Origin of the sequence: Actinokineospora sp., assembly GCF_050699995.1 — a bacterium.
GTDB lineage: Bacteria > Actinomycetota > Actinomycetes > Mycobacteriales > Pseudonocardiaceae > Actinokineospora.
Genome location: NZ_JBOHGC010000311.1, coordinates 1 through 11,654, shown reverse-complemented (window position 1 = coordinate 11,654; position 11,654 = coordinate 1). Strand labels below are relative to the sequence as shown.

15 protein-coding genes are annotated in these 11,654 nt (G+C 70.9%); 6 read left to right on the top strand and 9 right to left on the bottom strand.

Annotated elements, in window-relative coordinates; all coding sequences use genetic code 11:
- A partial coding sequence (locus ACRDSQ_RS15440) for a cytochrome P450 (RefSeq protein ID WP_431421854.1) occupies positions 1–792 on the bottom strand: 792 nt, incomplete at its 3' end.
- 77 nt (positions 793–869) lie between these two features.
- On the opposite strand from ACRDSQ_RS15440, the gene ACRDSQ_RS15435 reads away from it, so the two are divergent.
- Genes ACRDSQ_RS15435 through ACRDSQ_RS15425 form a run of 3 tightly spaced genes read left to right on the top strand, consistent with a single transcriptional unit; the run spans position 870 to position 2,060 of the window.
- On the top strand, positions 870–1,451 hold the full coding sequence (locus ACRDSQ_RS15435; RefSeq protein WP_431421852.1) for a TetR/AcrR family transcriptional regulator: 582 nt from the start codon (positions 870–872) through the stop codon (positions 1,449–1,451).
- Between the two features lie 24 nt (positions 1,452–1,475).
- Positions 1,476–1,604 (top strand): hypothetical protein, encoded by a 129-nt coding sequence (locus tag ACRDSQ_RS15430; protein WP_431421850.1) that lies wholly within the window; start codon positions 1,476–1,478, stop codon positions 1,602–1,604.
- Between the two features lie 39 nt (positions 1,605–1,643).
- Positions 1,644–2,060 (top strand): nuclear transport factor 2 family protein, encoded by a 417-nt coding sequence (locus ACRDSQ_RS15425; RefSeq protein ID WP_431421848.1) that lies wholly within the window; start codon positions 1,644–1,646, stop codon positions 2,058–2,060.
- Here the strand turns inward: ACRDSQ_RS15425 and nadC are convergent.
- The 3 genes from nadC to nadA are packed head-to-tail and all read right to left on the bottom strand — an operon-like array spanning position 2,057 to position 5,525.
- Positions 2,057–2,896, bottom strand: a complete 840-nt coding sequence (gene nadC, locus ACRDSQ_RS15420) for a carboxylating nicotinate-nucleotide diphosphorylase (protein ID WP_431421846.1) — start codon at positions 2,894–2,896, stop codon at positions 2,057–2,059. The two genes, ACRDSQ_RS15425 and nadC, sit on opposite strands and share 4 nt — an antisense overlap.
- Positions 2,893–4,521, bottom strand: a complete 1,629-nt coding sequence (locus ACRDSQ_RS15415; RefSeq protein WP_431421844.1) for an L-aspartate oxidase — start codon at positions 4,519–4,521, stop codon at positions 2,893–2,895. The genes nadC and ACRDSQ_RS15415 overlap by 4 nt, the downstream gene beginning before the upstream one ends.
- Positions 4,518–5,525: a quinolinate synthase NadA gene (gene nadA / locus ACRDSQ_RS15410; protein ID WP_431421843.1), complete on the bottom strand. Its 1,008-nt coding sequence runs from the start codon at positions 5,523–5,525 to the stop codon at positions 4,518–4,520. The genes ACRDSQ_RS15415 and nadA overlap by 4 nt, the downstream gene beginning before the upstream one ends.
- 58 nt (positions 5,526–5,583) lie before the next feature.
- Here nadA and ACRDSQ_RS15405 point away from each other — a divergent pair, with 58 nt between their 5' ends.
- The gene (locus ACRDSQ_RS15405) at positions 5,584–6,303 is read left to right on the top strand and encodes an NUDIX hydrolase (RefSeq protein WP_431421842.1); all 720 of its coding nucleotides are present in this window, start codon (positions 5,584–5,586) and stop codon (positions 6,301–6,303) included.
- Positions 6,304–6,354: 51 nt separating this feature from the next.
- Positions 6,355–7,035, top strand: coding sequence for an LON peptidase substrate-binding domain-containing protein (locus ACRDSQ_RS15400; RefSeq protein WP_431421841.1), 681 nt, complete (start codon positions 6,355–6,357; stop codon positions 7,033–7,035).
- 417 nt (positions 7,036–7,452) lie between these two features.
- Here the strand turns inward: ACRDSQ_RS15400 and ACRDSQ_RS15395 are convergent, their stop codons facing one another.
- The 4 genes from ACRDSQ_RS15395 to bioD form a co-directional block, all read right to left on the bottom strand.
- Complete coding sequence (locus ACRDSQ_RS15395; RefSeq protein ID WP_431421840.1) at positions 7,453–8,001, bottom strand: DUF2567 domain-containing protein; 549 nt, start codon at positions 7,999–8,001, stop codon at positions 7,453–7,455.
- Between the two features lie 112 nt (positions 8,002–8,113).
- Complete coding sequence (locus ACRDSQ_RS15390; protein WP_091374488.1) at positions 8,114–8,320, bottom strand: hypothetical protein; 207 nt, start codon at positions 8,318–8,320, stop codon at positions 8,114–8,116.
- A complete protein-coding gene (bioB, locus tag ACRDSQ_RS15385; RefSeq protein WP_431421839.1) occupies positions 8,317–9,354 on the bottom strand; it encodes a biotin synthase BioB in 1,038 nt (345 codons plus the stop codon). Before bioB ends, ACRDSQ_RS15390 begins: the two co-directional genes overlap by 4 nt.
- Positions 9,355–9,424: 70 nt before the next feature.
- Complete coding sequence (gene bioD / locus ACRDSQ_RS15380; RefSeq protein WP_431421838.1) at positions 9,425–10,159, bottom strand: dethiobiotin synthase; 735 nt, start codon at positions 10,157–10,159, stop codon at positions 9,425–9,427.
- Between the two features lie 70 nt (positions 10,160–10,229).
- Between bioD and ACRDSQ_RS15375 the strand changes: the two genes are divergently transcribed.
- Positions 10,230–10,481 carry a glutaredoxin family protein gene (locus ACRDSQ_RS15375; RefSeq protein WP_431421836.1) on the top strand — a complete coding sequence of 84 codons (252 nt, stop codon included), beginning with the start codon at positions 10,230–10,232 and terminating at the stop codon, positions 10,479–10,481.
- 7 nt (positions 10,482–10,488) lie between these two features.
- Here the strand turns inward: ACRDSQ_RS15375 and ACRDSQ_RS15370 are convergent.
- On the bottom strand, positions 10,489–11,654 hold a 1,166-nt coding region (locus ACRDSQ_RS15370; RefSeq protein WP_431421835.1), incomplete at its 5' end, for an adenosylmethionine--8-amino-7-oxononanoate transaminase.

Genomic DNA, 11,654 nt, shown 5'->3' with positions numbered 1-11,654 from the left:
GGTGGTCTCGTGGCCGGCGAGGAGCAGGGTCATCATGTGGTCGCGCAGCTCGGCGGCGGGCGCGTCCGGGTCGGCGGCGAGCAGGCGGGAGAGGACGTCGTCGCGGTCGGCCAGGTCCTCGGTGCGGCGCTCGGCGATCTCCTCGTACAGCAGGGCGTCGGCGTCGGCGAGGTTCTGGGCGTTGCGCTTCCACGGCCAGTACCGGCTCAGCGCCGGGTAGGTCCAGCCGAGGATCGCGATCGGTCCGATGTCGACGACCTTGTTGATCAGCGGCCGCAGCCGGGCCAGCCGGTCGCCTTCGGCCATGCCGAACACGACCCGCAAGATGATTTCCAGGGTGAGCGCGTTCATCACCGGGTGCACGGCGAACGGCTTGCCGACCGGCCAGCGGTCGGCGGACTTCTCGGCCAGTTCGGTCATCATCCCGGCGTAGCCGCGCAGGGCGGCGCCGTTGAACGCGGGCATCAGCCGCTTACGGGAGCGCAGGTGGGCGTCCTCGTCGAGGATCAGCACGGACTGGCTGCCCATCACCGGTTCGAGGATCGCGTTGCCCTCGCCCGCGTGGAACACCGACGACGGTCCGGCGAAGATCTCACGGATGTCCTCGGGCCTGCTCACCACGACGACGGTTCGGTCTGCGGCCAGCCGGACGGTGAACGTGTCACCGTGCTTGCGCCGCCAGATGGGGCCGAAGCGGTGCCGGGAGCGCAGGAACAGGATCGTCTGGATGGGCCGAGGCAGACGGGACCCGGGCGGAAGCGACTCACGCATGGCGACCTCGGCAGAACTCATGGCGCACCCTCCGGCATTGTGACCCGCTCCACGATTCATACACCCGTATAGATCCGCCGGTCAACTACGCTTGGCCGGTGGGACATCGAGAGCAACTCCTCGCGGCGGCCGCAAGACTGTTGCAGGACAAGGGATACGCGCATATCACCACGCGCGACCTGGTGGCCGAATCAGGTACCAACCTCGCTTCGATCGGCTACCACTTCGGGTCGAAAGCCGGCCTGCTCAACGAAGCCCTCGGCGCGATGTTCGAGGAATGGAGCGAGCGACTGACGCAGGTCGCGCTGGCCGACCCGGACGCCTCCCCCATCGCCCGCGCCCACCTGACGTGGGCCACGGTGCTGACCCACCTCACCGACCACCGCGCCCTGCTGCTCAGCTTCGTCGAGGCCCTGGCCCAAGCCGAACGCGACCCGGCGCTCCGCGAACAACTGGCCGGGTTGCAGCACCGCACCCGGGTCAGGATCGCCGAGATCGTGGCCACCTCATATGGGGAGGACGTCACCGCGGACGACCCCCGTTGCCTGGCGGTGGCCAGCTTCGTCCTCGCGGTCTGCGACGGTTTCGCCCTGCAATGGATGCTCGCGCCGAGCCGCACGCCGCGGGCGGAGGATCTGCTCGCCGGACTCGCCGAGATGATCGAACGCTCGAAAGACTGAGGCGATGACTGGCTCGATGACGAGATGGCCGCATTGGCCGACGCGGGCATCGGGACCGCGCCGGAAGACGCCTGGGGGCGGGTCGAAGCCGCGCGCGGCATGCCCGTGCCGGACACGCCGGAGCAGCGGAAGTGGGTCGCGGGACTCATGTAGTACGCTGTACGGTACAGCGTACGAGAGGGTGGGGTGCTGATGTATCAGCCACCTGATGAAGCACGGGAAAGTGTCCGCGAGTGGTTCGTCCGATATGACGCCCTGGCTGAGCGCGGGGCTGTCGAGGAGATGGCGGATCTGGCGGTCTTCCCGCTGAACCTGGCCACCGACGTGCCCGGCGGGCCCGCGGCGGTCGCCTCGTGGAGCCGAGAAGAGTTCGTGCGGACCATGAGTGAAGCGGTCGGCGGCGGCGCTGCCATGGAATCCGTGCGGACACCCCACTTCCTGAGCGAGAACCTCGTCGTCGTCATCACCGAGGCGGCGGTGACCGTCGACGGTGAGCGGCAGGAGATGACCTACGCCGATGTGCTCGTGCGGACCGCCGAGGGCTGGGCGTTCCAGACCATGGCCCAGGGCGGCTGGGGCCACGGTTGGGTCCCAGCCCGCCGAGGCTAACCGCGCAGGTCCATGCCCAGGTCCAGCACCGGCGACGAGTGGGTCAGCGCCCCGACCGCGAGGTAGTCAACGCCGGTCTGGGCGTACTCCCGCGCGACGGCCAGGGTCAGGCCACCGGAGGCCTCCAACCGGGTGCCCGTCCCCTGCGCCCGCTGGACGGCCTTGGCGCAGTCGCTCGCGCTGAAGTTGTCCAGCAGCACCAGTTCCACACCCTCGGCCAACGCCTCGTCCAGCTGCGCCAGGCCGTCGACCTCGACCTCCAGGAAGAGGTCCGGCGCGTGGGCGCGGGCGGCGGCGATGGCCTTGCCGACCGAGCCCGCCGCGACCACGTGGTTGTCCTTGATGAGGATGGCGTCGCCGAGGCCGAGCCGGTGGTTGACGCCGCCGCCGCACCGGACCGCGTACTTCTCCAGCAGCCGCAGGCCCGGCAGCGTCTTGCGCGAGTCCCGGACGGCGGCCTTGGTGCCCGCGATCTCCCGCACCCACTCGGCTGTCGCGGTGGCGATGCCGGACAGGTGGCAGACAAGGTTCAGCGCGGTCCGCTCGGCGGTCAACAGAGCGCGGGTGTTGCCGCGCAGCACCAACGCGGGCTGACCGGCGACGGCCGCGCTGCCGTCCTCCTGCGCGGACACCACGACCAGGTCCGGCACGACCTGCTCGAACACGGCCAGCGCGGCCGGGATGCCCGCCAGCACACCGGCCGACCGCGGGGTGAGCTCCGCGGTCGCCACAGCGTCGGCGGGCACGGTGGCCTCGGTGGTCGCGTCCGGGCCGTAGCGGAGGTCTTCCTCCAGCGCGGTCCGGATGACCCGGGCCAGGTCGTCGCGGTCGATCACGCCGCACCTCGCAGAGCGGTCGGGGCGGCCAGTACGGGCTGACCGGACGGGTTGAGCCGGACGACCAGGCTGCGCCGCCAGTTCGCGTCGTCCCGGACCGGGAAGTCGGTGCGCACGTGGCACCCACGCGACTCGGTGCGGGCCGCGGCGGACGCGATCAGCGAACGGGCCACCAAGGTCAGGGCCGCGTCCTCCACCGCCTCGCGCGTGTCCAAAGGCCGAACCACGGCGGACACGTCGAGCACGGAGCCCACCACGGCCAGCCCCTCGGCCTCGCGACCGATCGCGGCGTAGCGGCTCATCACGCGCTGCAGGGAGTCGCGGTCGGCGACGGGCGCGACCGGGATGTCGGAGACGACGGCGAGCCGGGGATCGCCCAGCCTGCCGTCGGCAAGGTCCGCGGCGATGGCCTCCGCGGCACGCGCGCCCACGACCAGCCCTTCGAGAAGGCTGTTGGACGCCAACCGGTTCGCACCGTGCAGGCCGGTGCTGGCGACCTCACCAGCCGCGTACAGGCCGGGCACCGCCGTGCGACCGTCGACCGTGGCGATCACGCCGCCGCACGAGAAGTGCGCGGCGGGCGCGACCGGTATCGGGGTGACGGCCGGGTCGATGCCCGCGGCCAGGCAGGCCGCGTACACGGTCGGGAAGCGGGTCGCGAAGTCCACGTCGGCGAGCCGGGTGGCGTCGAGGAAGACGTGGTCGTCGACCCCGCCGCGCCCCTCGGCCATCCGCCGGGTGATCGCCGCCGCCACGACGTCGCGCGGCGCCAGGTCCGCCAACGGGTGCACGCCCTGCATAACCGACGCGCCGGTGGCGTCGATCAGGACCGCGCCCTCGCCACGCACCGCCTCGGTCACCAGCGGGCAGCGGCCACGCGCGCCTTGGCCGGTGTAGAGCACGGTCGGATGGAACTGCACGAACTCGATGTCGGCGACCGGCGCCCCGGCCCGCAGCGCGAGCGCGATGCCGTCGCCGGTGGCGACCTCGGGGTTCGACGTCGCCTGGTAGAGCTGCCCGAGCCCGCCGGAGGCCAGCAGCACGGCAGTGGCCGTGATCACGCCCGGCACGCCGGAGTCGTCGAGCACGGTCAGCCCCGTGACGGCGCCCGCGGGCGTGCGCAGCGCCTGCACGGCGACATGGTGCTCCAGAATCGGCAGCCTGCCGTCGCGGCCCGCGGCGAGCAGGGCCCGCTCGACCTCCGCGCCGGTCGCGTCGCCGCCCGCGTGGACCACCCGGAACGCGCTGTGGCCGCCTTCGCGGGTGCGGGCGAGGTTGCCGTCCGCGCCCGGGTCGAAGACCGCGCCCAGCTCACGCAGCCGGGTGACGGCGGCGGGGCCGTCGGCGATGATCGCCCGGACCGCGTCGTCGTCGCACAGGCCGGCGCCCGCGACCAGAGTGTCGGCGACGTGCTTGTCGACCGAGTCGCCCGCCTCGTGCTCGCCGGGCAGGACGACGGCGACGCCGCCCTGCGCCCAGCACGTGTTGCCCTCGTCCGCGGCGCCCTTGGTCACGACCAGGACCCGCAGACCCAGCGAGTGCGCACGCAACGCGGCGGTCAGGCCCGCGACGCCGGTGCCGACGACGACCAGGTCAGCCGAGGCCTCCCAGCACGGGCTGGTCACTCGCCACCACCAGGCTGGCCGATCTCGATCATGCGCTGCACGGCGCCCTTGGCCCGCAGCGCGATCTCGAGGTCGACGTGCACCTCGTCCCGGTTCTCCCGCAGCGAGCGCAGCAGCGCCGCCGGGGTGATCATCTTCATGTACCGGCAGGACGCCCGGTCGTTGACCGCGTTGAACTCGATGTCCGGGGCGGCCTTGCGCAGCTGGTGCAGCATGCCGATCTCGGTGGCGACCAGCACGGACTTCGCCTTCGTCGATCGCGCCTGGGTGACCATGTCGCCGGTCGAGAGGATCTTGACCTTCTCGCTCGGCACGATGCCCTCACCGGCGAGGTAGAGCGCCGAGGTGGCGCAGCCACACTCCGGGTGGATGAACAGGTCGGCCTCGGGGTTCGCCGCCGCGCGCTCGGCCAGCTCGGGGCCGTTGATGCCCGCGTGGACGTGGCACTCCCCCGCCCAGATGTGCAGGTTCTCCCGGCCGGTCTCGCGCTTGACGTGCGCGCCGAGGAACTGGTCGGGCAGGAACAGCACCTCCCGGTCCTCCGGGATCGAGCGCACGACGTCGACGGCGTTCGAGGAGGTGCAGCAGATGTCGGTCTCGGCCTTCACCTCGGCCGTGGTGTTCACGTACGACACGACCACGGCGCCGGGGTGCTCGGCCTTCCAGGCCCGCAGCTCGTCGGCGGTGATCGAGTCGGCCAGCGAGCAGCCCGCCCGCTCGTCCGGGATGAGCACGGTCTTCTGCGGGGCCAGGATCTTGGCCGTCTCGGCCATGAAGTGCACGCCGCAGAAGATGATCGTGGACGCGGTGCTCTGCGCGGCGATCCGGCTCAGGGCCAGGGAGTCGCCGGTGTGGTCGGCGATGTCCTGGATCTCCGGGAGCTGATAGTTGTGCGCCAGCAGCACGGCGTCGCGCTGCTTGGCCAGCCTGCGCACTTCGTCCCGCCACGCGCTGTTCGGCTCCACCCCGCCATAGGGGGTCAGGTCGATCAGTTCCGCGGTCATCGGGCCTCCTCGTTGGTCAGATTTCCGATCCAGAGGTTTTCGCCTTAGAATCGAAAACATGACGGATGCTACCACCGGCACAACGGCCCTCGCGCATGAAGTCCTGGCCGCGGTGCTCCGGGTGAGAGCGGGATCACTGCAGGTGGTGCTGTGGGAGCGCGCGATGGAACCCCATGCGCACAGGTGGTCACTGCCCGGTGGCAGGCTGCGCGCGGACGAGGATGTCGAGGCCTCGATTCGACGGCAACTGGCCGAGAAAGTCGATGTGCGAAAGGTCTCCCACGTCGAACAGCTGGCGGTTTTCAGCGCGCCCGACCGGGTTCCGGGACCGCGGGTCGTGGCCACCGCGTTCCTCTGTCTGGTCCCATCCCACCTGGACCCCGAACTGCCGCCGGACACCGCCTGGCATACCCTCGACGCCTTGCCCCCCACCGCTTTCGACCACGAGACGATCGCGTCGCGGGCCCAGAGCAGGCTGCGGTCGAAGCTGTCCTACACGAACATCGGCTTCGCCCTCGCGCCGCCCGCGTTCACGATCTCCGAGCTGCGTGAGCTCTACTCCGCGGCGCTGGGCTACCGCGTGTCGGCGACCAACCTGCAGCGGGTCCTCGCCCGCCGCGGGCTCCTCGTCCCGACCGGTGAGACGGCCAAGCCGGGCCGGGCGGGTGGCAGGCCCGCGGCGCAGTTCCGCTTCGCCGACACCCGAATGGCGGTGACCGACCCGTTCGCGGTGCTGCGACCACCAGCCGGTGACGGAGCGATAGGCCGTACGAACTAACCGTGACCCATCGGACAGCGGAGCGGGCCGCTTCGTCGTAGCGTGGTCCGCGTGGCTGATTCGCTTCCCCTGTTTCCCCTTCAGGCCGTGCTCCTGCCGGGTGCGAACATGCCGCTGCACATCTTCGAACCGCGATACCGGCAGCTGACGGTCGACCTGGTCACCGGAACCGTGCCGGACCGGCGGTTCGGGGTGATCGCGATGCGGCCATCGTCGCACCACGAGATCACCGACATGGCGCAGCTGCAGGAGATCGGCTGCTCGGCGGCGCTGCGCCAGGCCAAGCGGCTGCCCGACGGCCGGTTCGACATCGTCTCCACCGGCGACCGGCGGTTCCGGCTGCTCGAACTGGACTCGACGAGCGCGCCGTACCTGATCGGCCAGGTGGAGTGGATCCCGGACATCCCCGCGCCGACGGCTCCGGCCGAGTCGGTGAAGATGCTCGCCGAGGCCGCACGGTCCGCGCACCGGCGCTACTGCGACGCCGCGTGGCAGAGCGAGGACTGGGACGAGCCCGCCGACGACACCGACATCCGCGAACTGGCGCACGCCCTCGCCGCGGACTGCCTGTTGACCCTGGAGGACCGGCAGCACCTGCTGGAGGAAACCAGGCCGCTGCACCGGCTGCGGATGGTCATCCGCCTGCTCAACCGCGAGACCGGCTTGCTCACGGCCTTGCGCGCGGTCCCCGCTCCCCCAACAGAATTCACCTCACCACTGAGCCTGAACTAGCTCGAAATAGACCCGCCACGAACCCGAGCCAACGGTCAAATCGCTGGTGACTGGCCTGCGGTGCGTGGTCGCAGCCCCAGGCAGACCACGCGAGGACCGCCGAGGGCGGGCAGAGCCCCATTGTCAGCCCAGCTGGGCGACCGAAGACTAACCCGCGAGTCCCCAACTCACGACAACGACTTCCCAACTCACGACAGTGAGTTCCCAACTCACGACAGTGAGTTCCCACTCGCGACCACCGAGGCGCGCCGGCATGCGGGGCGCTCCTCGCGAAATGAGAACTCGCGGTCGGGAATTGGGAAGTCGTTGTCGGGGGGTGGGGACTCGCGGTGGGTGGCTGGCCTTGCGCATGACTGAGGCGAATGCGCGGCCCACGATCGCGGTGCTCGGTGTTGACCGCCTCGACTCGACCGTGACCTAGCCGAGGCGGCGGCCCAAGTCGTCGTGACCGTTCCACGCGGCGGTCAGGCCGTAGGCCATCGCCGTGCCCAGCGGCCAGGCGATGACGGCCCACAGCGACTCCAGACGCGGGGCGACCGCGACGACGTCGCCGACCTTCGGGGCGCCGGTCACCATGAACCGGGCCTCGGCCCACGAGACGCCGACTTGCGCGGCCAGCCAGGCCGCCACGGCGGAGCCGATCACGGCGGCCAGCATGACCACGGGACCGCGCCGCTCGCGCAGCATCCACACACCCGCGCCGGTGACGATGCCCGCGCCGAGCCCCAGGAGCACGAACAACACCAGGTCGTGGAAGCGGTGCAGGCTCTCCCCGCGCACGTTGAACAGCTTGCCCGCCTCGCCGACGACGACGAGCTGCGCCGGGGCCAGGCGCGACCACAGCCAGCCGATCACCATGCCGAACAGCGACACGAACGACAGGATGCTGATCGCCGGAAGCAGGTCCGCCTTGACGACGACCCGGGGCGCCGGGCGGTGCCAGATCGGGAACTCTGGTCCGTACACCGAGGGTTCGGTACGCACTGCAGAGCCGTCGGAGTCGACGTGCTGCCCTGATTCGACGGGCTGTTCCGTCACTCCTGACCTCCGCTCACGACGCCTGACGCTGCGCGCGAGCCTAGTCGGTCAGGGCAAGCGTGCCCGCGCTGGTCGACTCGCCGTGTCGGCTGCAGCGCGCGGACCACCCCGCGGGGGTGATCTGGACGATCATCCGGCGGGCGCACTCGCCGCAGAAGCGCGGCGGTTCCAGGGCGGCGCGGCCGCCGCGGCACGGGGTGTGGTCCCCGTCCGCGGGCGGTCGGCCGCAGTGCACGCAGAACGTCATAGCGAGTCGCTCAGCGCCTTGATCGGCATCTTCAGGTCGGCCAGCATGTCGATGTCCTGCTGGGCCGGGCGGCCGAGGTTCGTCAGGTAGTTGCCGACGATGATCGCGTTGACGCCGCCGAGCATGCCCTTCTCCGCGCCGAGGTCGCCCAGGGTCAGCTCACGGCCGCCGGCGAAGCGCAGCATCGTGCGGGGCAGCCCCAGCCGGAACGCGGCGACGACGCGCAGGGCGTCCTTGCCCTCGATCGGCTCGTACTTCTCGTACGGGGTGCCGGGCTGCGGGATGAGGAAGTTCATCGGGACCTCGTGCGGGTCCAGGTCGGCGAGCTGCACGGCGAACTCGGCGCGCTGCTCGTCGGTCTCGCCCATGCCGATGATGCCGCCGGAGCAGACCTCCATACCGGCCTCGCGCACCATGCGCAGGGTGTCCCAGCGCTCCTCCCAGGAGTGCGTGGTCACCACCTGCGGGAAGTGCGACTTCGCGGTCTCGAGGTTGTGGTTGTAGCGGTGCACGCCCATCGCGACGAGCTCGTCGACCTGCTCCTGCGTGAGCATGCCCAGCGAGCAGGCGATCTGGATGTCGTTGCCGGACTCGCGGATGGCCTTGATGCCGTCGCGGACCTGCGCGAGGAGGCGGGCGTCGGGGCCACGCACGGCGGCGACGATGCAGAACTCGGTCGCGCCGGAATCGGCGGTCTCGCGGGCGGCCTTGACCAGGCCGGGGATGTCGAGCCACGCGGAGCGCACCGGGGTCGGGAAGCGGCCCGACTGCGAGCAGAAGTGGCAGTCCTCGGGGCAGCCGCCGGTCTTGACGCTGACGATGCCCTCGACCTCGACTTCGGGACCGCACCACTTCATCCGCACGTCGTGGGCGAGCGCGAGCAGGTCGTCGAGTCGGTCGTCACCGAGCCGGAGGACCTGCAGCACCTGGTCCTCGGACAGACCGACGCCGCGGTCAAGAACCTGTTCGCGCGCGACAGTCAGGATGTCGCCCGTGATCGGGCTGTCCTTGGTGTGCTCGGCGGTAGCCGTCACGTTGTTCCTCCTAGTGAGTCCGGTCCGCAGCAGTCTGCCTCATGGCGGACGGACTCGTCAGCGATGTTCCTCACGCCCCAGGCGGGGTCCCGGCGGTGAGCTCTTTGGCGAACTCGTCCGCGTCGAAGTCCCCACCCAGCCGGGGCGCGAGGGACGTGCGGGCCACCAGGGCGAAGTCGGCCGCGTCAAGCGCTCCGGCGCCCGCGGGCACGACCCCGATGAGCGGGGCGCCCGCGGCGACGGGCAGGTCTTCGAGATTGTGCAGGCACGCGAGGTCGGGCTCGGTGGGCCAGGAGCCGACGACGACGCCGTCGCAGATGATGCCGCGGCCACGCAGCGCCTCGGCGGTCAGCGCGGTCGCGTTGAGGGTGCCCAGCCCAGCCTCGGCGACGATCACGACGGGCGCGCCCAGCGACCAGGCGACGTCGGCCAGGGTGCCGCCCGCGTCGTCGAAGCGGACCAGCAGGCCGCCCGCGCCCTCGATCAGCACGAGGTCGTGGGTGTCGTCCAACTCCCCCGCGACCTGCGCGATCTCCGATGGCCGCACCGCGGGCATCCCGACGCGCCGCGCGGCCGTGTCGGGGGCAAGCGGGTCGGGGAAGCGGCGAAGCTCCCGGGTGGTCAGCTCGCCCGCGAGCCTGCGCACGTCGTCGAGGTCGCCCGGCTCACCGGCGGCCACCCCCGTCTGAGCGGGCTTGAGCACAGCGACACGACGGCCCGACCGCAACGCGAGCGCGGCGATCCCGGCCGTGACGACGGTCTTGCCGACGCCCGTGCCGGTCCCGGTGATCACGAGGACACTCACGGGAGGACAGGTTAGACCTGGCAACTGGTAGTGACGTAGTCACCCGCCCTCCTCGGTTAGTGTCGAACCCGTGAACAATCAAGTCCTCATCTACAGCGCGGACTGGTGCGGCGACTGCCGCCGGGCGAAGTCCTGGATGACCGCGAACGGTGTCCCGTTCGACGAGATCGACGTCGAGCAGGACTCCACGGCGCGGGATCGCGCGGTGGAACTGGCGGGTGGGCGGAAGAACATTCCGGTTGTGGTGCTGCCGGGTGGGGATGTGTTGGTCGAGCCGACGAATGCGGAACTGGCCGACGCTTTGGGGCTTCCCGTCGCCTAGCGGTGCGCTAGCCGGCTTGGGCGGCGGCCATGACGCCTTCGGTGATGATGGCGACGTCGTCGGTGGTGCTGATGAACGGCGGCATGGTGTAGATCAGGTCCCGGAACGGTCGCAGCCAGACGCCCGCGTCGGTGGCGGCCCTGGTCGCGGCGGCCATGTCGACCGGGTGGTCGAGTTGCACCACGCCGATAGCGCCCAGGACACGGACATCGCGAACGTGGGGCAAGTCCCGGGCTGGGGCCAGGCCTGAGGTCAGCTCGGACTCGATCCGTTTCACGGTGCTTCGCCAGTCCTGGCTCACCAGCAGGTCGATGGACGCCAGCGAGACCGCCGAGGCCAGCGGGTTGCCCATGAACGTGGGGCCGTGGGCGAGGATCGGCACCTCACCCTGGGAGATGCCGTCGGCGACCCGGGAGGTGCAGAGGGTGGCGGCCATGCTCAGGTAGCCGCCGCTCATGGCTTTGCCGACGCACATCACGTCCGGGCTGATACCCGCGTGGTCGGCGGCGAAGAGTTCGCCGGTGCGGCCGAAACCGGTGGCGATCTCGTCGAAGACGAGCAGGACGTCGTGGGTGAGGCACAGCTCGCGCAGGACATGCAGGTAGCGGGCGTCATGGAAGCGCATCCCACCCGCGCCCTGCACGACCGGCTCGACGATGACGGCGGCGAGTTCGTCGGCGTGCTCCTCGATGACGGCCGCGAGGTGGGCGACGTAGTCGTGCTCGAACTCGGCGGGCGGCGCGTCCGCGAACACCTGGACGGGCAGGACACCACGCCACAGGCTGTGCATGCCGCCGTCCGGGTCGCACACGCTCATCGGGCTGAACGTGTCCCCGTGGTAGCCGCCGCGCCAGGTCAGCAACTTGGTCTTGCCCGCCTGCCCCAGCGACCGCCAGTACTGCAGGCACATCTTGATGGCGACCTCGACACCGACCGAGCCGGAATCGCGGAGGAAGACGTGCTGGAGCGGGGCCGGGGTGACCTCGACCAGCCTCGCGGCGAGCCGAACGGCGGGTTCGTGGGTGAGGCCGCCGAACATGACGTGGCTCATCTTCCCGGCCTGCTCGGCCAGGGCGGCGTCGAGGACGGGGTTGCGGTACCCGTGGATGGCCGCCCACCAGGAGGACATCCCGTCCACCAGTTCCCGACCGTCCGCCAACCGAAGCCGCACAC

Bases quoted from the DNA above. Each gene is read 5' to 3' on its own strand.
- nadA (WP_431421843.1), bottom strand. From the start codon at position 5,525: ATGACCGCGGAACTGATCGACCTGACCCCCTATGGCGGGGTGGAGCCG.
- ACRDSQ_RS15425 (WP_431421848.1), top strand. From the start codon at position 1,644: ATGTATCAGCCACCTGATGAAGCACGGGAAAGTGTCCGCGAGTGGTTC.
- ACRDSQ_RS15390 (WP_091374488.1), bottom strand. From the start codon at position 8,320: ATGACGTTCTGCGTGCACTGCGGCCGACCGCCCGCGGACGGGGACCAC.
- ACRDSQ_RS15430 (WP_431421850.1), top strand. From the start codon at position 1,476: ATGGCCGCATTGGCCGACGCGGGCATCGGGACCGCGCCGGAAGACGCC.
- ACRDSQ_RS15405 (WP_431421842.1), top strand. From the start codon at position 5,584: ATGACGGATGCTACCACCGGCACAACGGCCCTCGCGCATGAAGTCCTG.